Origin of the sequence: Paraburkholderia sp. J12 (assembly GCF_905220215.1) — a bacterium.
Lineage (GTDB): Bacteria > Pseudomonadota > Gammaproteobacteria > Burkholderiales > Burkholderiaceae > Paraburkholderia.
This window is the reverse complement of the sequence record NZ_CAJMZC010000006.1, coordinates 258649-279644: the sequence shown is the minus strand read 5'-3', so window position 1 is coordinate 279644 and position 20996 is coordinate 258649. Positions and strand designations below refer to the sequence as shown.

The window sequence follows — 20996 nt, the reverse complement described above, 5'->3', positions numbered from 1 at the left end:
ATCATCTTCATGTCCCAGATGCACCAGTCGCACCCGTCGGCAGGCGCGCCCAGCACGCAGCGGATCGTCAAGGTCCGGCGCGACTACAACGCCTGGGTCGGCGACGAAACCCTCGAGGACTACGCGCTGCGCTTTACGCCGCGCTCGTTTCGCCGCTGGTCGGAGTGGCGCGTCGCCAATACGGCGATCGGCGCGGTATCGTTTCTGGTGCTCGAAGCGATCGGCGGCAGCCTCGTCATCAACTACGGGTTCACGAACGCCATCTGGGCGATCGCGGCCGTTTCGGCACTCATCTGGCTCACGAGCCTGCCCATCAGCTATTACGCGGCGCGCTACGGCGTGGACATGGACCTGCTCACGCGCGGCGCGGGCTTCGGCTATATCGGCTCGACTGTCACATCGCTGCTCTACGCGGTCTTCACTTTTATTTTCTTTGCGCTCGAAGCGGCCATCATGGCGCTCGCGCTGCAACTCTATTTCCACATTTCGCTCGCGATTGCGTATGTGGTGAGTTCGCTCGTCGTGATTCCGATCGTGATGTTCGGCATCACGCTCATCAATCGCCTGCAAAGCTGGACGCAACCGCTCTGGCTCGTGCTGTTCGTGCTGCCCTATGCGGCGGTGCTGTGGCGCCATCCGGGCCTGCTGCCGGAGTGGACGACCTTCGCGGGCTTCGCGCCGCAGGGCCGCGCGTTCAGCCTCATCGCTTTCGGCCAGGCCGCAACGGTCGTGTTCGCGCTGATCGTGCAGGTGGGCGAACAGGTGGACTATCTGCGCTTCCTGCCGCCGCTCACCGCGAAGAATCGCACGCGCTGGTGGCTCGCCCTGCTGGCTGCGGGGCCGGGCTGGATCGTGCCGGGCGCGCTCAAGATGCTGGGCGGCGCATTCCTCGCGTTCGTCGCGATCCAGCACGAAGTGGATGCGAACTACGCCGCGCAGCCCACGCAGATGTATCTCGTCGCCTATCACCTGCTGCTCGACCCGTTTGGCCTCGCGAGCTGGGCACTGCCCGCCATGACGCTCTTCGTGATCGTCTCGCAGCTGAAGATCAACGTGACCAACGCCTACGCAGGCTCGCTCGCATGGTCGAATTTTTTTGCGCGCCTCACGCACAGTCATCCCGGCCGCGTCGTCTGGCTCGTGTTCAACGTGATGATTGCGTTGCTGCTCGTGGAAATGGGCGTATTCGAGGCAATCGGCAAGGTGCTGTCGCTCTATGCAAACATCGCGATTGCCTGGGTGGGTGCGCTGTTCGCCGATCTCGTCATCAACAAGCCGCTCGGTTATAGTCCGCGGCACATCGAGTTCAAACGCGCGCATCTCTACGACGTCAATCCCGTCGGCGTGGGCGCGATGCTGATTGCGGCGACGGTTGCGATGCTCGCGCATAGCGGCCTGTTCGGCGCACTCACTCAGGCGATGTCGTCCTTTATCGCGTTCGGCGTGGCCTTCGTGTGCGCGCCCGTGCTCGCCATCCTGACGCGCGGACGCTACTACCTCGCGCGCACCGCGCAGCCCACAGGGCACGCGACCTCGCTGCGCTGCGCGATCTGCGAAAACGCGTTCGAGCCGGACGACACCGCGTACTGCCCCGCCTATGGCGGCACCATCTGCTCGCTGTGCTGCTCGCTCGACTCGCGCTGCCACGACCGCTGCAAGCCTCACGCGCGTTTCGCCTCGCAGGCCGATCGCGCGCTGCACCGCGTGCTGCCGCACGTGCGGCTCGGCCCCGCCGCGCTGCGGCTCATCCACTACGGGAGCCTCGTGCTGGCGATGCTCGCGGTGCTGGCAAGCGTGCTCTATCTGATCTGGTCGCAAAGCGTCACGGCGCTTGCCATCAGCGAATCGTCGCTCGGTCATGCGATCGCGAGCAGCTTTTTAAAGATCTTTTTCGCGCTGTCGCTCGTGGGCTGCATTGCGGCGTGGTGGTTCGTGCTGGAACGCGAGAACCGGCGTGTCACGCAGGAAGAATCGCAGCGGCAGAATGAACTGCTGATGCTCGAAATCGATGCCCACCAGAAAACGGATGCGGCGCTCAAGCGCGCCACCGCCGCCGCCGAATCGGCCAACCAGGCGAAGAGCCGCTATGTCTCCGGCCTGAGCCACGAGTTGCGCACGCCGCTCAACAGCATCCTCGGCTACGCGCAACTGCTGCTGCAGGCGAAAGAAGAGCTGACGCCCACGCGCTACAACGCGGTACGCACGATTCATCGCAGCGGCGAGCATCTTCTTGCGCTCGTCGACGGGCTGCTCGACGTCGCGCGCATCGAGGCCGGCAAGCTGCAACTGAACATCGCCCGCGTGCCGCTCGCCGATTTCGTCGCGCACGTCACCTCCATGCTGCGGCCGCAGGCGCTCGAAAAAGCGCTCGCGTTCGACGTGCAGACCGTGGGCCGCCTGCCCGCCACCGTGCGCACCGACCAGAAATGCATGGGCCAGATTCTCACTAACCTGATCGGCAATGCCATCCGCTTCACTGCGACAGGCACGGTCACGCTACGCGTGAGCCATGTGCTGGACACGCTCAAGTTCGAGGTGGTCGATACCGGCCCCGGCATTCCCCCCAGCGAAATGGAGCGCCTCTTTCTGCCGTTCGAGCGCGGCGAAGCGGCTCATGCGCACGATCACGGCGCGGGCCTCGGCCTCACGATCTGCCGCTTGCTGACACAGGCATTGGGGGGCAGTCTCGAAGTGGACAGCGAGGTCGGCCGGGGCACGCGCTTCGTGGTGCGCCTGTTCGCACCGGCCGTGGACAGCGCCGCCGAGGCGCCCACCGAACTCGGTGCGATCTGCGGTTATACCGGCGCGCGGCGCGCAATCCTGGTCGTGGACGATCTCGCGGATCAGCGCGGCATCGTCGTGCAACTGCTGACCCCGCTGGGTTTCGACGTCGCAGAGGCGCCCAGCGGCCCCGACGCGCTGCGCTGGCTCGCCGCCCACACGGCAGACGCGATCATCATGGACATTTCGATGCCGCTCATGGACGGCTACGAAACGAGCCGGCTGATCTCCGAAAACCAGCTCTCGAACGCGCCCATCGTGCTGCTCTCCGCCAACGCATTCGCCGATGACCGGGAGCGCGCGAGCGCGACCGGCTGCGCCGGTTATCTCGTCAAGCCGCTCCAGGTGCATCTGCTGCTCGACAAGCTCGCGCAATTGCTGGAGTTCGAGTGGATTGCCGCGGAGACAACCGAAACGGCCCCCACGCCACCCCGGGCGCCAGCCGCAACGCCCGGGGCGAACGCTGTGTGGCCACGTGTGCTTGTCGAACACCTGCGCGCGCATCTCGAAGTCGGCTACGTGCAGGGCGTGGTCGAACAACTCGACGCGGCGCGCGCGACCTGGCCCGCCTTGCAGGAACAGATCGACATCCTGCGTGCATTGGCGGAACGCTTTCAGCTAAGGGAACTGGAGCATGAACTTGCCCGACTTATGCGCGGCGCCGACGCGTGACGCCCGCGCCGCCGACCTCGCCGCCGCCCACGCCGGCGAGCCGCCCGCGTGGGCGCGCAACCGGCCCGTCGTGTTGATCGTCGACGATACGCCCGACAACCTCGCCTTCCTCTCCGACACGCTGCAGGCGCACGGCTACGCGGTGCTCGTCGCGCTCTCCGGCGACGACGCGCTCAAGCGCCTCGCGCGCGTAACGCCCGATGTCGTGCTGCTCGATGCGATGATGCCCGGCATGGACGGCTTCGAAACCTGCCGGCGCATGAAGCAGGACGGACAGCACGAACATCTGCCCGTGATCTTCATGACCGCGTTGACGGAGACCGAACACGTGGTGCGCGGCTTTCGCGTGGGCGGCATCGACTACGTGACGAAGCCGGTGCGGCCCGAGGAGTTGTGCGCGCGGATCGGAGCGCATGTGCAGCGCTCGCGGGCGCAGCTCTATGCGCAAACGGCGTTGTCGCTGGATGCACGTGCAGCGCTGATCGTGGATGCCGACGCAACGATACGCTGGCAAAGTCCGCAGGCCGCGCATCAGATCGCAGCCTATTGCGCGGACGACGTAGGGGCGCTCCCAGCGGCCGGCACACAACCGAAGCTGCCGCAGCCGCTACGGACGTGGTTTCTGGAATGGATCGCGCGCGGGGCTCAGGCCGACGCTATTCACGAGTTCACGTCGGGCCAGGTGCGGCGCTCCGCGAGCGTGACGGCCGCGCCGGAATCGGGAGAATGGATCGTTATCCTCAAGGAAAGCGACGACACCGTTCATTGCAATGCGCTGGCGACGCGCTTCACGTTGACGACGCGCGAAGCCGAAGTGCTGCTCTGGGTTTCGCGCGGCAAGACCAACCGCGACATCGGCGACATACTCGGCATGGCCGCGCGTACGGTGAACAAGCATCTGGAGCATCTGTTTCGCAAGCTGCATGTGGAAACGCGCGCTGCGGCCGCTGCGGTTGCGCTAAAGACATTGGACCGGTCGTGAAATGGACATCCTAAGGATTGCTTACGGTCGCGCCATGCCTATTGCCTCTACCGTAGTGCAACGGCTCGCGCCGCAATAGCGCGACTGAGCGACCCGCAGTGCTGCCAACGAAGGAGAATGGTCAACGACGGCGCCGGATACGGTTTCGGACGAAGATGCCGACGATATGATTACGGTGCCGTACCACGACGCATCGATCACCCTCAGGCTCACGAGCGAAGCGGCCGCATCGGTGTGCCAGTAGTTTCGTTCCTTCGCAACGGCCCTGAACTCGCGATCGCTGGCTATCGCGCTGCTGCATTGCGGTAAAACGCATCGATGGTGTCCACCATCTGCGAGAGCCCCGGCTGCTCGAGCGGATAGTGCCCCGCGTTTTCCAGCATCGCGATCTTCACCGGCACCTGCCTGATGCGCGCGAGAAACGGCTCGCTCAGGTGCAGCGGCGTCCAGCGGTCTGCGGCCGGCTGCGTCAGCAGGATGGGGCAAACCGTGAAATCCTCCGGCTCCGTCACGGGCCGGTATGACACATAGGAGCTGAGAAAAGCCATCGTCATGGCGTTGCCCGCCGAGCGCCTGTCCGAGAGCCAGAGCTTCAGCGCACGCTTGTCGTTGACGAGCGCGGACATCTTGCTGGCCACCGCCATGGGCATGCGGACGTACTTCAACGGCGTTTTCGCCGAGAAGTTCACCATCGGAGCGCCGAGGCGGCCCATAACAGGGTTGCGGGCGGTTTCATGGCGCACCTGCGGGATGCGTTGATCGAGGAAGGTCATGCCCACGATGCCCTTCACCTTCCGGTTCAACGCCGCTACGTGGTAGGTGAGCATGCCGCCCGCGCTCAGCCCGTAGAGCACGATGGGACGGTTGTCTCTCGCCAGTTCGGCGTCGATCAGATCGCTGCCGGCGCGCACCCAGTCGTCGTAACGGACCAGCGCGCCGCTCGCCACCCCGGTCATGCCGTATTCCGGCATGTCCACCGCAATCGTCTCGTAGCCGCGCCGGGCAAGCGGCCCGCCGAGGATCATCGACATCTGCCGCCCGTTGGTGCCCACGCCATGGAACAGGATGACCTTTACCCTGGCTTGCGGATTGCGATACGTGTCGAGGTGGATGCGATGGCCATTCCAGTTCCACCACTCTTCTGCCGGTTGCTGGCCCTCCCCCCATTGAAATTCGGGCGGCAGGAAATGCTGCATATCGCGCCAGATGGTCTGGTCTGCATAAGTCATGGACATAATGTCGGTACCCGTCGAATCGGAGGGTTGGGCATCCCCGGCCTGCGCGGCAGCGAGGATTGCGATACCCCTATCCTGGTCGAATGCCCCTGCACGGTCGATGTTGGGGCGGGCCATTCGCTTTAGAATCTGGGCCAACACCCACGGCGAGGCGCCCCATGAACGTCTGGAACTTTGCACGCAGTCCGGCTTCCGTCCTGCTCATGATCGAGTACGGCCGCGGCCGCAAGATCGCGCCGCCGGCGCTGCTCAAAGGCTCGCAGCTCACCGTGAAGCAGCTCGCCGACCCCGACTTCACCGTGCTGGCCACGCAGGAACTGGTAGTCGCCTCGAACCTGCTGAAGTTGACCGGGCACGAGGCAGACCTGGGCCTGAAGGTCGGCTTGTCCTACCACCTCTCGGCCTATGGGCTGCTGGGGTATGGCCTGCTTAGCAGCGCGACGGGCATGGACGCCATGGCGCTCGCTCGGCGCTATCTGGCGCTCACTTTCACGTATGTCACGATTGCGTTTCGCCGTGCGGGCCAGCACGACGTGGTCACCTTCGAACCGTCGCCCGAGCTCCCCGAAGAACTGCGACGCTTCTTTGTCGGGCGTGCCATGGGCGCCACCTGCCGCGTGGCGCGCGACGTGACCGGCAGCGACTTCGAACTCGCCGCATTCGACTTCTCATACGGGGCCGAAGCCGGCGGAAAGAACCACGTGCTGGGCGCCAGGGTCCGGCACAACCAGCGCGCCAACGCGATCACCTTCGTGCATGCACAGCTCGAACGGCCCCTGCCGCAGGCGAATGCCGTGACCGCTGCGATGTGCGAGCGCATGTGCAACGAATTGCTCGCGCGCCGGCGCACTCGCCTCGACATTGTGTCCTTTCTGAACGAGTACCTGACCGCTCATAGCTTCGACAGGCCGCCGCAATTGAAGGACATCGCGGCCCTGCTCAACACGAGCGAGCGCACGCTCAAGCGCAGGCTTCAGGAAGAAGGCGCCTGCTTCCGGGACATCTCGAACGCCGTTCGCCAGGCAAGGGCGCAGGCGCTGATCGACGAGGGACGCTTGCCGCTCAAGGAAATCGCTCAGGAACTGGGGTTCAGCGACCTGTCTTCTTTCTCGCAGGCTTACAAGCGGTGGACAGGGGCGGCGCCGAGCCTTGCGCGGTGATCGTTTTTTGTGGAATACCGATGGTGGTCAAACATCGGCCTCACGCGCGCAAGAACCGGCGCCCCCTGGCGCACCAACAGCAGGCGCTATCCCGTGGCTGCAAACCCATCCAGCAGGTACTGCAGCCGGCGCTGCTGAAAGTCGAGGATGCCCGGCGTAGAAAGCAGTTCGAGCACCCGCCCGTACCAATAGCGCGAGCCGAAAATCGCCATCGCCCGGTCCGCGCTCATCGCGATTTCGAGGTGAGCAATGGCGGTGTCGAGATTGTGGACCGTATAGGCGCTGGGCGGCCGCCGTTCGGTCTCTGTCTTTGCCGCAACCGCCTTCTCGCCCCCTGGCCGCTTGCCCGACAACGGGTTTTTGTGTTCCTGCGCAAACGGGGTCTCCCCGCGCTGTTCGTCAAGGGCGTACTGGATGGACTTGTCTCGCATCGCACCGTTCTCCTTGTCAGCCATGCTGCACAACCGGCCCATGTGCTGATCGATCACCCATTCCGTCGAGCGCCCTGCGGCAGTGGCTGCTGGCGGTCCAGCAAGGCCTGGCGCTATCGAGTGGGGTTGCATCCGGGCACACGGTGAGGGGCGGTGTGCGACTGATTTGCAACGACTCCATCGTGCGCGGTAAGGAGTGCGGGCAAAACCGGGCATGCAGGGGGAGAAACGCCCCCGGAAGGCGGTCCAGAAGCGTCCCCCGCTTTGGGGGGATCGCGTCCCGAACGAATACGGGTAGCATGGTGACGACTGGAGAGGCGCCGATGGACAACCTGTATTTCCGCCACGTACTGCTTGTAGAGGATGAAGGCTTGACGCGCAGCGCGATGAAAAGCCTGATTCTCACGTCAGAGCCGACGCTCGACATCGACGAAGCCGGCTCGTACGCGGCCGCTGTGGAGCGGCTGCAGAAAAAGGCTTACAACCTGATTTTTCTCGACTACCAGATCGGGGACAATCACACCGGGCTCGACCTGCTGCGCTGGCTGCAGGAAAACGAGTGCGCGGCGCATGTGGTGATGCTGTCCGCGCAGGACGACCGCGAGACCGTGCTGGACTGCATCAAGCATGGCGCCGGCGGCTTCATCTCGAAGGCCAGCGAGGAAGGCGGCGCGGTTTTCCGGGAAGCCCTGCAGACGATCCTGAACGGACGCGTCTACCTGCCCAACAGCGTGCTTGGCAAAGGCGGCCACACCCCGCAGTCCCCGGGCTTGAACAAGGGGGTTTCGATCGACTCGCTGAACCTGCCGCCGCGCCTCGCGCAAACCTTGGGTTTTCTTTTGCAGGGCATGTCGAACAAGGCCATCGCGCGAAAAATGAATATTTCGGAGAACACAGCGAAGGAATACATCAGCGATCTGCTGAGCCGCTTCAACGTATCGCGGCGCACCTTTCTGATCGTCGAAATGGCGCGCCGGGGCATCGAGATTCCCACCGTTGCGCAAACAACGGCCAACTAGTCCACCCGGGCAGAAGCCTCCGTCAATTCGAGCATGCGGGCAATCAGCAAGTCAGTGGAGAGCGGTTTGCTGAGCACACAGCGCTCCGGCAGCACCCCCTGCGTGCCCGCCCCGGCTTCGCCCGTCACCACGAGACACGGCACTCGCCGCGAAAAGTGCCCGGCGAGCAGACGTATGACGTCGTGTGCGGTCGACAACTCCGGCAACCGGTAGTCGCTGATGACGAGATCGGGCACGCGCTCGATCGTCTGCAACAGATCGTGCAGTTCGCCCACGGATCGAACCGAATCGAACAGCACGCCCCAGCGCGCGAAAAGTGCTTCCATCGACGCGCGTACCAGGCTGTCGTCCTCCACCAGCAACACGTAGAGACCCCGCAGCGACGAAGCCGACGGCGCTGTCGCGTCGGCGAGCGACAGCGCGGCCTCCTGGGGCGCAAAGGGATCGGCCACCGGCAAGCGCACCGAGAAGCGCGACCCGCGCCCCTCGACCGACTTCAGTTCGAGACGGTGCCCCTCGAGTAACGACACCACCGCGTTCACGATCGACAAGCCGAGTCCGAGCCCTTTCTCGCGGTCCCGCTCCGGGTTTCCGATCTGCACGAACGGCTGGAAAATCGCGTCCCAATGTTCCGCTGCGATGCCGATACCGTTGTCGATGACGTCGATTCGCACATAATTCGGCATGCGAACAAAACCCACGAGCACCGCGGATCGACCCGCTTTCGTCGGGTCCGCATATTTGATCCCGTTCGAGACGAGGTTGCTGAGCACGCGGGGAATCCAGTCGGCGTCGGTACGCACCCATGCCGGTCCTTGCTGCGTCCTTCCATAATGCAGCGCAACGCCGCAACTCATGGCGAACGGCGCCAGTTGCCCGATCGTTTCCTCGGACACACGGCTCAGATCCACACTCGAATAGTTCGGCTTGACGTGCCCCGATTCCAGCTTCGACAAGTCCAGCACGCCATTGAACAGGCGCGCAGTCAGCACCGACGCCTTGCGCGCCTCGCCGATCAGCCGGCTCGATGCTTCGACATCGCCCGCACCCAGCGCCTCGTCGGCCGCGGCAAGAAAGAGATTCAGCGCGTGCATGGGCTGCCGCAGGTCATGTGCCGCTGCGGCCAGAAAACGCGATTTCGCACGGCTTGCCCGCTCCGCGGCTTCGCGCTGCTGCTCGCGCAAGGCGATCAGCGCTTCCGACTTGGTCTGCTGGTCGCGCCGTGCCTGCTCCAGATCATGGTGCTTTTGCGCGAGTTCGGCATTGGCGTCTTGCAAGGCGTCGTTGCCATGAGCGAGCGCCTGGACGGCAATGTAGCGGTCCCGCACATGCCGTTCGGCATTCACGTTGACGCTATGACCCAGAATCGCGACGTTCAGCAGGTAGAACATCCCCGCCGCAAAATTGTCCGGCTCGACCGCACGGGTGATCAACTGCGCCATTACGATCGCGACGATCACACACACGGTCAGCATCAGTGTCGCCTTGGCCCGCAAACGAAGAAAGCCGAACTGATAGAAAAGAATTAAATAAAAACCAACAAAAAAATGCGTGAAATTGAATGGGCGCGGCGCAAGCACCGTTTGCATCAACAGACACAGGCACATGAACGCCAACCCCAGCAGCAAGATCCAATGGGCCACATCGTCCCGATGAAATGCAAGCCTGAAGGCCAGTACGATGCCGACGGTCGCACCCAGCGCACCGGCGCAACGGAACGCGAAAATCTCCGGGAAATACGGCTGAAACACCGGGCTGGTCTGCGCAAGACGGATTTCCCAAAAACCGAAACACACCCAGATCAAGGTTCCGAGCACTAACGCAGCCCGGCGAAAATCGGCAAAACGCCGGCCATAATCCTCCGTAAATGCCTGTTCGACCCTGGGATCTTCGAATCGGGCCGGCCAGCAAAGAATATCGACCAGCCACGCCCGAATCGCATCGGGTGCCGACGAGCGTTTAAGCAATTTCGATTCCATCGCCGACTGAATCCTGAATATGCTCATTGCATTTCGCCGATATGTTCGTTGACGTCGCGAAGCGGAAGGCACGTCTCGCGCTCGGGTGCGCCAGTTCATTCTAGTCGGTCGTTGTCGCATTCACTTGTAAAGTGACGCGTTGATAAACGGGGGGAGTTGGCCGAGTGTGGACGATATTGACCAGTGAGAGACTCGATACATTCGATTTCGGCAACAGCGATGGGAATAGTTTGCTGCGCGAGAAAATGGCGTTTCAACCTGATTGCGGCAGATATTATCCACGCCATTCTTCTTTCACCCAATCGCTGTTTAATTCAGGAATATTAAATATGCCATGTTGATGAGTGGCTTGAGTGTCGCGTCTGAATGTACGTCAGTCAATCCATACTTCCATGTTTCGCGCCTCGCCGCATGAGCCTGCTCTACATCGCGAATTTCAATGCACGACCTCAATTTCGCGGCACACGTCCTATACTTTCAAGATCTTTCGCTTGCGACAAGGAGGCGCAATGGCATCTGTGTGCTTCGCGCGGCGTCCCCGCGCGGGGACTCATGAGGACTTTTGTATGAGGGGAACATCATGACGCGCAAGTACATTGATTGCCGGGAATTCCCGAGCGAAATGCACTGCTCTGTCGCGCTGTCCGCGGACTCCGAAAGCGAACTGCTGGAAGCTGCCGTGCAACACGCGTAGCACCGGCGCTCCAGCTTGCGCGCAGCGCTCACCTGCATACAACGAATCTGCGTCGATCGTAGCCAGGCGCTCGCCGCCACCACGACGCGTTTTCCGTACCTTGCCTGCACGGATTCATCGATCACGACGAGTTTCGTCGCCCCTGGGAAGAAGGCAAAGCCTCTAAGGTTTCCCCCATCTCTCTAACGATTGCCTCAGTATCGACCAGGCGCCAGGAGGTGTCTCATGGCCAATTTATCCAGCAATGCAATCGATGAACTGAAAGCGGCGACGAGAGGGCAAGTGCTGCTGCCTGCCGATCCCGGTTTCGACGACGCACGCCGTATGTGGAATGCCATGATCGACCGTCACCCGGCGACGATCGTGCGCTGCGCCGGTGTCGCCGATGTCCGTCGCGCGGTGACTTTCGCGCGCGATAACGATCTGCTGCTGGCCGTGCGCGGCGGCGCGCACAACATCGCGGGCAGCGCAGTGTGCGACGACGGGCTCACGGTCGACTTGTCCCCGATGAAGTCAGTGCGGATCGATCCCGTTGCGCGTCGCGCCTATGTCGAACCGGGCGCCACGCTGGCCGACTTCGATCACGAAGCGCAGGCTTTCGGGCTGGCCACCCCGCTCGGCATCAATTCGACGACCGGCGTGGCAGGCCTGACACTCGGCGGCGGCTTCGGTTGGCTCAGCCGCAAATACGGCATGACGGTCGACAATCTCATCTCCGCGGATGTCGTCACGGCCGATGGAGCAGTGGTTCATGCCTGCGCCGATACACACGAAGACTTGTTCTGGGCAATTCGCGGCGGCGGCGGCAATTTCGGCATCGTCACGCTGTTCGAATTCCAGTTGCATCCGGTTGGGCCGGAGGTGTTCGGCGGGCTCGTCGTATTGCCGCTGGAACAGGCAAAAGAAGCGCTCAGGAAATATCGCGCCGCAACGGACGGCATGCCCGACGAACTCTCCGTATGGGCCGTGCTGCGCCTCGCGCCGCCGCTGCCGTTCCTCGCACCGGAGATTCACGGAACGCCGATTATTGCGTTCGCAAGCTGCTACACCGGCCCCGTTGCCGACGGGCCGGCCGCGCTCGAACCGGTGCGTCACTTCGGCATCCCTTGCGGCGAGCATCTCGGCCCCATGCCCTATGCGATGTGGCAACAGGCGTTCGATCCGCTGCTGACACCAGGCGCGCGCAATTACTGGAAATCGCACAATCTGACCGAGTTGCCGGACGGATTGCTGGACGTACTGATCGACGCAATCGACAGGTTGCCCTCGCCCCAATGCGAAATCTTTTTTGGCCAGATTGGCGGCCAAACCACCCGTGTCCCGGCCGAAGCCACTGCGTATCCGAATCGCGACGCGAAATACGTGATGAATGTGCATGGACGCTGGGCCGACGCGAGCGACGATGCGCGGTGTATCGGCTGGGCGCGCGCCTTCTTCGAGGCGGCGGCGCCTTTTGCATTGGGCAGCGTGTACGTCAATTTCCTGACGCAGGAAGAGACCGGGCGTATCGGGGCGGCTTATGGTCCCAACTATGATCGCCTCGTCGCCGTGAAAACCCGTTATGACCCGCACAACCTGTTCCACCACAACCAGAACATCAAACCTTCTGCTTCGTGACGAAGCGGATACGATAGGTCGCGTTGCCCGGCAGCCAGCCGGGCGCACGCAATTCGACATCGACTTATAGATCGATGACAATGGCTACGCTTAAGCCTTGCGCTTTAAAACAGCGGAATCGTCCAGATCTCCCGACATCACACTGCCCCGCTGATGGGCAACCTTCTGGAGCGAAGTGCACACATGCAAGATGCGAAACTCAAAGTAGCGGTTCTTTTCGGCGGAACGAGCGAGGAACGGGAAGTGTCGATCGCAAGCGGAGCGCAGGTCATCAAGGCGCTCCGCAGCCTTGGCCACGAAGTGCTCGCCATCGAGACGTCTCGCGGCCTGCTTTCGGCAGAAGACGAGAACCGCCTGTTGAGTTATCGAGTCGACGAAGCGCCGCCCACTTCAGACGCACTGGCTGTGCTTCGATCCGGAGAAGCGAACCTGATCCAGGCTGCAACGCTCGCCGACGTCGACGTGATTTTCCTCGCACTTCATGGGGGAACCGGCGAGGACGGAACCGTACAGGCCATGCTAGACATGGCCGGCCTGGCCTATACGGGTAGCGGCCATCTGGCCAGCGCGGTGGCAATGGACAAGGACATGTCGAAGCGTTTGTTCGTCGCGGCAGGTATTGCGACGCCGCGCTGGTTGATGGCGCCGTATCGCGACGAAGAGGTTCTGCAAGAGCTCGGCTACCCGCTGGTCGTCAAACCGAATCGGCAAGGCTCCACGGTGGGCCTCACCGTGGTCAGAAGCCCCGATGCGCTCGAAGCCGCGGTTCAACACGCAGCCCGCTTCGACAAGGAGGTCATGCTCGAGCAGTTCATCGCCGGCAGAGAGCTGACCGTGGGGGTACTGGGCGACAAGGCATTGACCGTTGGCGAAATCCTGATCGATCCCGATGGAGTGTTCGACTACGCGGACAAGTACCAGCCCGGCGCCGTTCGCGAGGTCTTTCCGGCCGACCTGCCTCCCCCGATTGCGCAAGCTGCGCAGGACGCCGCGATACGCGCGCATCGCGCCCTGAAGCTGGAGGGATACAGCCGGGCCGATTTTCGCCTGGATCGCGAGGGCCGCTTGTGGTGTCTAGAGGTAAACTCGTTGCCCGGCATGACAGCGACGAGCCTGCTGCCGCAGTCGGCCGCCGCCAGCGGGACGGCCTTTCCTTCGTTGTGCGAGCAGATTTGCCGCGCGGGGATTGAACGGTTTCGCGGCAAGTGAGGGGGCTTCGCCCCCCCGTGCCCTCACATCCCCGGTATCGTCACCCCGAAGGTCTGCAGCAGCAGAACAGCATTGAGCGCCAGGATCACCACGGTGCCAATCCATGCGGCCCAGACAACCCCGCGACGATTGGCGAACCGCCCCATCACATCGCGGCGCGAGGTCAACAGGATCAGGGCGATCATCGGCACGGGCAACGCGAAACTCAGCACCACCTGACTGTAGACCAGGGCATTGGTCGCATTCAGGCCCAGCGCGACGACGATGAACGACGGCACCATCGTCACCAGCCGGCGCATCCAGACCGGAATGCGATAGCCCGTAAAACCCTGCATGATCATCTGGCCCGCCATCGTGCCGACCACGGAACTCGATATGCCGGAGGCCAGCAGCGAGACGAGGAAAATACCGGCCGCGGCGGCACCCAGCAGCGGCGTCAGGCTGTGATAGGCCGTTTCGATCTCCGCCACGTCGGGATGCCCCGCATGGAACGCACCCGAAGCCATGATCACCATGGCGATATTCACGAGCCCCGCCACGGTGAGGGCAATCAGCACTTCCACATTCGAGAACCGCACGAGCTTGCTGCGTTCTGCGTCGTTCCTTACCCGGGCGCGACGTTGCGTCAACCCCGAATGCAGATAGATGGCATGCGGCATGACAGTCGCACCCAGAATGCCGACCGCCACGGAAAGCGCGCCGGGGCCTTGCAGGCGAGGGACGAACGTTCCGGTCGCGGCGGCCGCCCAGGAAACGTGAACGATCAGCACTTCGATCACGTACGACAACGCCACAGCCGCGACAAGGGCGCCGATAATCAGCTCGAGCGGGCGAAAACCCTGCTTCTCCCCCGTGAGAATGGCGTAAGTCACCACACCGGTCACGACCATGCCCAGCAGCAGCGGGATGTGAAAGAGCAGCGACAAACCGATTGCGCCGCCAAGGAACTCGGCAAGATCGGTCGCCATGGCCGCAATCTCGCTGATACCCCACATCCCATAGACAACCGGCGCCGGGAAATGCTCGCGGCTCAACTCCGCAAGATTGCGCCCGGTGACAATACCGAGCCTCGCCGACAACGCCTGAAACAGCATGGCGATCAGATTCGCAGCAACGACGACCCACAGCAGCGAGTACCCGTACTTCGCGCCGGCCTGGATGTTGGTGGCGAAGTTGCCCGGATCCATATAGGCGATCGAGGCCACGACGGCCGGGCCGGCGAACAGGAGCTTCGAGGTCCACCGGTTGTCGCGTCCCGCGAGCACGGCCGCCATGCCGCGCGACGTGCGTGCCGTCATTCCTGCCTGTGCCTGCGCTGTGCTCATTTCGATCCTCGAGTCCAATCCGCGCTAATCGGCCCTGTTTGAGAGGCGCACGGAAACGGTCTTATGCCATGACCCGATCTTGCCGGGAACGGCCCGAAAAGAACAATTGAACGTTCCAATGACGGCAATATGGTCTTCTCGCGGGCGGCCTCCATGCCCCGGATCGCTGTGCTGGAATGGCGGCAATATGCTTTCCAATTCCTTTCATTTGGGGAAACCCCTTAGAAAACAGGCCGCCCGCGGAAAGCGATCAGAAGGGCTGGCTTCCTTATACTGCCCCGCATGCCGACGCCCGCATCGACGGGCGCATCCCGTACCACAAGGAGACTGGAATGCCGCGCCGGGCAGGACCGCTGATCTGCGCACTGCTGTGCTTCGCCATGCTGACCGCGGCACGGGCCGCGTCCGCGCCGCCGATCGTGCTGATGACGGGCGGCGCGGCCAAGCTCGTGTACCTGCCGGTCGTGCTTGCGGACACGCTGGGCTATTTCCGGCGCGAAGGGCTCGACGTGCGCATCGTCTCCGCGCCAGCCGGCATCGACACGTCCACCGAACTCGTCGCGGGCGCCATCCAGGGCGCGGTCGGCTACTACGACCACACCATCACGCTGCAAAGCCGCGGCATGGACGTGCAGTCGGTCATCGTGCTGGCACAGTCGGCCGGCCTCATCGAACTGGCGCGCCGCGACAGCACCATGCGAACCCTGGCCGATGCGCGCGGCCGCCGTCTTGGCGTGACGGGCTTCGGATCGTCGACCTACGTCCTGACCCGTTACCTCGTCGAGCGCAACGGCGTGCCTCCCGGGGCCTACACGCTCGTACCGCTCGCGAGCGAAGCGGCGTTCGAGCAGGCTATCGTCAATGGCACCGTCGATGCGGGGATGATCGAGGAGCCCACCGCCACGCGCATGCTGACGCGCCACGAAGTGCGGCCGCTCGTCGATCTGCGCAGCAAGCAGGATACGCAGTCGCAGCTAGGCGGCCCTTACGTCGGCGCCTGTCTCTACATGCGGCGCGACTGGATCGACGCGCATCGGGACGAAACCGCGCGGCTCGTGCGCGCCGTGCGTGACGCGCTGCATTTCATCCAGACACACAGCGACGCGCAGATCGCAGCCGTTGTTCCCGCAACGATACGCGGCACCGATACGGCGCTCTACCAGCAGGCCCTCGCTGCGGCGAGGCCCGCGTATTCGCCGACCGGCGCCATGCCCGAACAGTCGCCGCCGGCCGTGCTCGACGTGCTCGCCCAGGTCGACCCGGAAGTGTCGGCGCGGCACATCGATCTCGCGCGGACCTACACCAACCGCTTCGTCGAAACCCCGTCCACGGACGCAGGCCCAGATGCAGCACCGCGCAACGGCGCAAGCGCGCACTGAACGGCGCCCGCGCATTTTTTCTACCCAGTCCGGAGACAGTCTCATGCGAGCCATCCAGATTCACGAATACGGCGGCCCCGAAGTGCTGCGGCGCGTCGAGATCGACGTACCGAAGCCCGGGCCGGGTGAGGTGCTGGTGCGCGTAGTGACCGCGGGCATCAACTTCATGGACGTGCACACGCGGCAAGGCAAGTATCGCGATTCGCGCACCTATCCCGTGAGGCTGCCGTGCACGCTAGGCATGGAAGGCGCCGGCGAAGTGGTGGAAACCGGCGCGGGCGTCACGTCGTTGCGCCAGGGCGACCGGGTTGCGTGGTGCATTTCGTGGGGGGCCTATGCGGACTACGCGGTGGTGCCGGCCGCGCGTCTGGCGAAACTGCCCGCGCGTATTGCCTACGACGTGGCGGCTGCCGCGATCTTCCAGGGTTCGACCGCACACTATCTGCTCGACGACGTCGCGCATCTCGAAGCAGGCCATACCTGCCTCGTGCATGCGGCTTCGGGCGGGATCGGCCAGTTGCTGGTGCAGCTCGCGAAACGGCGCGGCGCCACGGTGTTCGCCACCACCAGTTCGCCCGAGAAAGCCGCTATCGCCCGGGCGCGCGGCGCCGATCACGTGCTCATGTACGAAGACGGCGGCTTTGCCGGGCGCATCCGCGAACTCACGCACGGCAAAGGCGTGGACGTGGTGTTCGACGCCGTGGGCCGCACCACGCTGCGCGACAGTTTCCGGGCCACGCGCACGCGGGGACTCGTCGTCAACTACGGGTCGGTCACCGGCCCGATGCGCGACCTCGATCCTTACGAGCTCGGCGAAGCCGGCTCGCTGTTTCTCACGCGGCCGAGGCTCGCCGACCATATCGCCGACGGTGCAACGGTGCAGCGCCGGGCCGACGACGTGTTCGCCGCCATCGAACAGGGCGCGCTGCACATCGAGATCAACGGGCGCTACACGCTCGATACCGTCGAGGCCGCTCACGCCGCACTCGAAGAACGCCGCCAGGCGGGCAAGGCAGTGATGGACATCGGTTAGCCGCGCCTCTTCTTTTGCACTGCAAACAATCTGTCCGGCGCGCGTCTCGCGCGCCGGTTGTCGAGACTCGTCCTTACGTTACAAGAGGGCATGATGGAATCCACCAGCGCACGTCGTCCCGAGTCGCATTTCCGGGCAGTTTTCCGCGTCGTCAGCGGCAACTTTCTCGAGATGTACGACTTCACCGTCTACGCGTATTACGCGAGCGCCATCGCTCACACCTTCTTTCCCGCCGAAAACGAATTCGTGTCGCTTCTGCTTGCACTCTCGGTGTTCGGCGCGGGGTTCGTCATGCGTCCGATCGGCGCGCTGGTGCTCGGCGCGTACGTGGACCGTCACGGACGGCGCAAAGGGCTCATTCTCTCGCTCAGCCTGATGGCGATCGGCACCGCGTGCGTCGCGTTCGTGCCCGGCTACGCGACGATCGGCATCGTCGCGCCCATCGTCGTGCTGCTGGGCCGCCTGCTCCAGGGCTTTTCCGCGGGCGTCGAACTTGGCGGCGTGTCGGTGTACCTGGCGGAGATCGCGCCGCCCGGCAAACGCGGCTTTTTCTGCTCCTGGCAGTCGGGCAGCCAGCAGGTTGCCGTGATTTTCGCCGCGGCGCTGGGCGTGCTGCTCAATCAGGTGCTGCCCGCGAGCGCGGTGACCGAATGGGGCTGGCGCGTGCCGTTCCTGATCGGCTGCCTGATCGTGCCGTTCCTCTTCCTGATTCGCCGCACACTGCGCGAGACCGACGCATTCGCCGCGCGCAAGCATCACCCGCGCATGGGCGAAATCATGAAGTCCATGCTCGCCAATGCAGGGCTGATCCTGGCGGGCATGGGGCTCGTGGTGATGACCACCACGTCGTTCTATCTGATCACCACGTATACGCCCACCTTCGGCAAGAACGTCCTGCATCTTTCCTCGCTTGATTCGCTGATCGTCACCTTGTGCGTGGGTGTCTCGAACCTGGTCTGGCTGCCGGTCTCGGGCGCGATTTCCGATCGCATCGGGCGCCGCCCCATCCTGCTGATCTTCACCGCGCTGACCATCCTGACCTCGTATCCGGCGATGCAGTGGCTCGTGGCGGCGCCTTCCTTCGAGCGGCTGCTGACGGTGGAACTGTGGCTCTCGGTGCTCTACGCGTGGTACAACGGCGCGATGGTGGTGGCCCTCACCGAACTGATGCCGGCCCACGTGCGCACCACGGGCTTCTCGATGGCCTATAGCCTCGCGACGCTGGTGGGCGGCTTCACGCCCGCCATCTCGACCTGGCTCATTCACGTCACGGGCGACAAGGCCGCCCCGGGTGCGTGGATGGGTATCGCCGGACTGTGCGGAGCGGTGGCGACGCTGGTAATCTACCGTTCGCGACGGGCTCGCAGCGGTTACGAGGCGGCCTGATTCTTCTGCACTTTGCTGCCCGATGAGACTCCTGCTGATCGAAGACAACCCGCAACTCGCGCACTGGCTCTCGAAGATGCTGGCCGACGAGGGTTTCCTCGTCGAGCATGCACCCGATGGCGAAACCGCCGAGGCCATCTTGCACGACGCGCGCTACGACGTCGTGCTGCTCGATCTGAACCTGCCGGGCATGTCGGGCAAGGCGCTCCTGCGCCGCATGCGGGAGCACGCCAACGAAACGCCCGTGCTGGTGCTGACCGCCACGGGCGACGTGGGCGAGAAGGTGATCTGCCTGAGCGCGGGCGCCGACGACTACGTGGTCAAACCGTTCGACGACCGCGAACTGGTGGCCCGCATCAAGGTGCTGGCGCGCCGCCATGCGCCGGCGCGCACGAACCGCATCCGCTGCGGCACGCTGCTCTACGACATGGACCGCCGCCAGTTCTTCGTCGACGACGAAGCGCTCTCGCTCACGCCGCGCGAGCATGCCGTGCTCGAAGCGCTCATCCTGCAGGCGGGCCGCACCGTATCGAAGGCGGTGCTGGCCGAAGCCGTCAACGACGGCGATGCGCCGCCGAGCGGCGACGCGATCGAAATCTACGTCTCGCGCCTCAGGAAGAAGATCGAGAAAAGCACCGCGGCCATCATCACGCTGCGCGGGCTCGGCTATCTGCTGGAACATGAAGAAGCGCCGCGAACGTAGCCTGCGGGCGCGGCTTCTTCTCTGGCTCATCGTGCCGATGACGGCATTCAGCCTCGTCGCGGGCGGGCTCACGCATGCCAATGCGCAGCGCACCGCCGATCTCTTGCAGGATGCCGCCCTGCTCGCGGCTGCGCGCGTGATGGCGGCCGACGTGCACTGGAGCGGCGACACGCTGGTCGCCTCCGTCTCGCCCAGCACGATCCAGATCGTTGGCACACCTGAAGGCGATCAGGTGTTCTATCGCGTGGAAATAGCGGGCGGCCCCGTGATCGCCGGCACGTCCGACTTTCCTCCGCCGCGCGCCGCCGGTTCGCCGGGCTGGTACGACGCCCGCGTCTCGCAGACGCCGATCCGTGCGGTTTCTCTCGTGCGCCCCATGTACGATGCGGGCCGGACCCTCGATGTCGTGGTGTCCGTGGGCCGCACGCAGATTGCGCGCGACGCCATGATTGCCTCGCTCTGGAAGCCGCAACTCGCGTATATCCTCGGCAGCATTGCGGCAGCCATGGTGCTGGTGAGCCTGGGCCTGACGCTCGAGCTGCGTCCGCTCTCGCGGCTGGCCGCCGGCCTCGCGGGCCGTCCGACACCTGGCCGCGTGCGGATCGACACGGCCGACGTGCATGCCGAGCTGCAGCCGCTCGTCGCAGCCTTCAACGCGTGTCTCGACGTGATCGAGCGGCAGGCCATGACGCAGCGCCGCTTTATCGCCGACGCCGCGCACCAGATCCGCACGCCGCTTACCCTGCTCGGCATGCAGCTTCAGTACGCGCGCCGCCAGGGGCGCCTCGAAGACGTGCGGGAAACGCTGCTGGCGATGCATCACAGCAATCAGGCCATGGTGTCGCTGATCAATCAGCTGCTCATGCTCGCGCAGGCCGAAGCCGCCGACTACAGCGCATTCCAGGGCGAGGCCGTGGACATGAGCGAGGTGACGGCGCGCGCCGTCGAGAAGCTCGCGCTCGCAGCGCGCCGCAAGGACATCGAACTGGTGGTCTCGATCGAGCCGCCATTGATCGTGACCGGTAGCGAGACCCTGCTCTCCGCCGCCCTCTCGAATCTGATCGACAACGCGATCCGCTACGCGCCCACTGGCACGCAAGTCACCATCGACGCGCGCCAATCCGATGGCACCGTGACGATCCAGGTGCTCGACCAGGGCACCGGCATTCCGGAAGAACTGCGCGAACGCGTGTTCGAGCCGTTCTTTCGTGCGTCGGGCGAAGAAGGCAGCGGGCTCGGGCTCTCCATCGCGAAGGAAATCGTGCGCGCCCACAACGGCACGATGTCGCTCGGCACGCCGCCGGACGGCAAGGGACTACGTGTGCAGCTGGCCTTGCCGGCGCAAGGCCAGGCCCCTCAGGCTTCGATCAAGGAGGCGTGAAGCATCGCCG

General features: G+C 64.1%; 15 protein-coding genes and 1 pseudogene. 12 read left to right on the top strand and 4 right to left on the bottom strand.

What is annotated here, in order from left to right:
• Positions 1 to 18: 18 nt before the first annotated feature.
• Together U5760_RS16250 and U5760_RS16245 are read left to right on the top strand one after the other, a co-directional pair.
• Positions 19 to 3453, top strand: coding sequence for an ATP-binding protein (locus tag U5760_RS16250; RefSeq protein WP_322013261.1), 3435 nt, complete (start codon positions 19 to 21; stop codon positions 3451 to 3453).
• On the top strand, positions 3416 to 4435 hold the full coding sequence (locus U5760_RS16245; protein WP_322013150.1) for a response regulator: 1020 nt from the start codon (positions 3416 to 3418) through the stop codon (positions 4433 to 4435). The genes U5760_RS16250 and U5760_RS16245 overlap by 38 nt, the downstream gene beginning before the upstream one ends.
• Positions 4436 to 4719: 284 nt before the next feature.
• On the opposite strand, the gene U5760_RS16240 is transcribed toward U5760_RS16245, so the two are convergent.
• A complete protein-coding gene (locus tag U5760_RS16240) occupies positions 4720 to 5664 on the bottom strand; it encodes an alpha/beta hydrolase (RefSeq protein WP_415914109.1) in 945 nt (314 codons plus the stop codon).
• Between the two features lie 164 nt (positions 5665 to 5828).
• Between U5760_RS16240 and U5760_RS16235 the strand changes: the two genes are divergently transcribed.
• Positions 5829 to 6830: an AraC family transcriptional regulator gene (locus tag U5760_RS16235; protein WP_322013148.1), complete on the top strand. Its 1002-nt coding sequence runs from the start codon at positions 5829 to 5831 to the stop codon at positions 6828 to 6830.
• Positions 6831 to 6916: 86 nt separating this feature from the next.
• Here U5760_RS16235 and U5760_RS16230 read toward each other — a convergent pair whose 3' ends face one another.
• Positions 6917 to 7318: a hypothetical protein gene (locus U5760_RS16230; protein WP_322013147.1), complete on the bottom strand. Its 402-nt coding sequence runs from the start codon at positions 7316 to 7318 to the stop codon at positions 6917 to 6919.
• A 266-nt stretch (positions 7319 to 7584) separates the two neighbouring features.
• Between U5760_RS16230 and U5760_RS16225 the strand changes: the two genes are divergently transcribed.
• On the top strand, positions 7585 to 8280 hold the full coding sequence (locus tag U5760_RS16225) for a response regulator transcription factor (protein ID WP_322013145.1): 696 nt from the start codon (positions 7585 to 7587) through the stop codon (positions 8278 to 8280).
• Here U5760_RS16225 and U5760_RS16220 read toward each other — a convergent pair.
• Positions 8277 to 10259 carry a hybrid sensor histidine kinase/response regulator gene (locus tag U5760_RS16220; protein WP_322013143.1) on the bottom strand — a complete coding sequence of 661 codons (1983 nt, stop codon included), beginning with the start codon at positions 10257 to 10259 and terminating at the stop codon, positions 8277 to 8279. The genes U5760_RS16225 and U5760_RS16220 overlap by 4 nt on opposite strands.
• Positions 10260 to 10839: 580 nt before the next feature.
• Here U5760_RS16220 and U5760_RS16215 point away from each other — a divergent pair.
• From U5760_RS16215 to U5760_RS16205, 3 genes and pseudogenes are all read left to right on the top strand, one after another.
• Positions 10840 to 10950, top strand: a pseudogene (locus tag U5760_RS16215) (DUF1059 domain-containing protein); the annotation flags it as partial.
• A gap of 228 nt (positions 10951 to 11178) precedes the next feature.
• A complete protein-coding gene (locus U5760_RS16210) occupies positions 11179 to 12570 on the top strand; it encodes an FAD-binding oxidoreductase (protein ID WP_322013142.1) in 1392 nt (463 codons plus the stop codon).
• Between the two features lie 183 nt (positions 12571 to 12753).
• On the top strand, positions 12754 to 13779 hold the full coding sequence (locus U5760_RS16205; RefSeq protein WP_322013140.1) for a D-alanine--D-alanine ligase: 1026 nt from the start codon (positions 12754 to 12756) through the stop codon (positions 13777 to 13779).
• A 23-nt stretch (positions 13780 to 13802) separates the two neighbouring features.
• Here U5760_RS16205 and U5760_RS16200 read toward each other — a convergent pair whose 3' ends face one another.
• On the bottom strand, positions 13803 to 15104 hold the full coding sequence (locus U5760_RS16200) for an Nramp family divalent metal transporter (protein ID WP_322013138.1): 1302 nt from the start codon (positions 15102 to 15104) through the stop codon (positions 13803 to 13805).
• Positions 15105 to 15436: 332 nt separating this feature from the next.
• Between U5760_RS16200 and U5760_RS16195 the strand changes: the two genes are divergently transcribed.
• From U5760_RS16195 to U5760_RS16175, 5 genes are all read left to right on the top strand, one after another.
• Positions 15437 to 16483 carry an ABC transporter substrate-binding protein gene (locus U5760_RS16195; RefSeq protein ID WP_322013137.1) on the top strand — a complete coding sequence of 349 codons (1047 nt, stop codon included), beginning with the start codon at positions 15437 to 15439 and terminating at the stop codon, positions 16481 to 16483.
• A gap of 43 nt (positions 16484 to 16526) precedes the next feature.
• The gene (locus U5760_RS16190) at positions 16527 to 17516 is read left to right on the top strand and encodes a quinone oxidoreductase (RefSeq protein WP_322013136.1); all 990 of its coding nucleotides are present in this window, start codon (positions 16527 to 16529) and stop codon (positions 17514 to 17516) included.
• Between the two features lie 93 nt (positions 17517 to 17609).
• Entirely contained in the window at positions 17610 to 18902 is a 1293-nt protein-coding gene (locus tag U5760_RS16185) for an MFS transporter (RefSeq protein WP_415914108.1), read from the top strand.
• 22 nt (positions 18903 to 18924) lie between these two features.
• Positions 18925 to 19605, top strand: a complete 681-nt coding sequence (locus U5760_RS16180) for a response regulator transcription factor (RefSeq protein WP_322013134.1) — start codon at positions 18925 to 18927, stop codon at positions 19603 to 19605.
• Positions 19583 to 20986: a sensor histidine kinase gene (locus U5760_RS16175; protein ID WP_322013133.1), complete on the top strand. Its 1404-nt coding sequence runs from the start codon at positions 19583 to 19585 to the stop codon at positions 20984 to 20986. The genes U5760_RS16180 and U5760_RS16175 overlap by 23 nt, the downstream gene beginning before the upstream one ends.
• The last annotated feature ends 10 nt before the right edge of the window (positions 20987 to 20996 follow it).

Bases quoted from the DNA above. Each gene is read 5' to 3' on its own strand.
- U5760_RS16180 (WP_322013134.1), top strand. From the start codon at position 18,925: ATGAGACTCCTGCTGATCGAAGACAACCCGCAACTCGCGCACTGGCTC.
- U5760_RS16220 (WP_322013143.1), bottom strand. From the start codon at position 10,259: ATGGAATCGAAATTGCTTAAACGCTCGTCGGCACCCGATGCGATTCGG.
- U5760_RS16190 (WP_322013136.1), top strand. From the start codon at position 16,527: ATGCGAGCCATCCAGATTCACGAATACGGCGGCCCCGAAGTGCTGCGG.
- U5760_RS16175 (WP_322013133.1), top strand. From the start codon at position 19,583: ATGAAGAAGCGCCGCGAACGTAGCCTGCGGGCGCGGCTTCTTCTCTGG.
- U5760_RS16245 (WP_322013150.1), top strand. From the start codon at position 3,416: ATGAACTTGCCCGACTTATGCGCGGCGCCGACGCGTGACGCCCGCGCC.
- U5760_RS16250 (WP_322013261.1), top strand. From the start codon at position 19: ATGCACCAGTCGCACCCGTCGGCAGGCGCGCCCAGCACGCAGCGGATC.
- U5760_RS16235 (WP_322013148.1), top strand. From the start codon at position 5,829: ATGAACGTCTGGAACTTTGCACGCAGTCCGGCTTCCGTCCTGCTCATG.
- U5760_RS16240 (WP_415914109.1), bottom strand. From the start codon at position 5,664: ATGACTTATGCAGACCAGACCATCTGGCGCGATATGCAGCATTTCCTG.
- U5760_RS16225 (WP_322013145.1), top strand. From the start codon at position 7,585: ATGGACAACCTGTATTTCCGCCACGTACTGCTTGTAGAGGATGAAGGC.
- U5760_RS16205 (WP_322013140.1), top strand. From the start codon at position 12,754: ATGCAAGATGCGAAACTCAAAGTAGCGGTTCTTTTCGGCGGAACGAGC.
- U5760_RS16185 (WP_415914108.1), top strand. From the start codon at position 17,610: ATGGAATCCACCAGCGCACGTCGTCCCGAGTCGCATTTCCGGGCAGTT.
- U5760_RS16210 (WP_322013142.1), top strand. From the start codon at position 11,179: ATGGCCAATTTATCCAGCAATGCAATCGATGAACTGAAAGCGGCGACG.
- U5760_RS16200 (WP_322013138.1), bottom strand. From the start codon at position 15,104: ATGAGCACAGCGCAGGCACAGGCAGGAATGACGGCACGCACGTCGCGC.
- U5760_RS16195 (WP_322013137.1), top strand. From the start codon at position 15,437: ATGCCGCGCCGGGCAGGACCGCTGATCTGCGCACTGCTGTGCTTCGCC.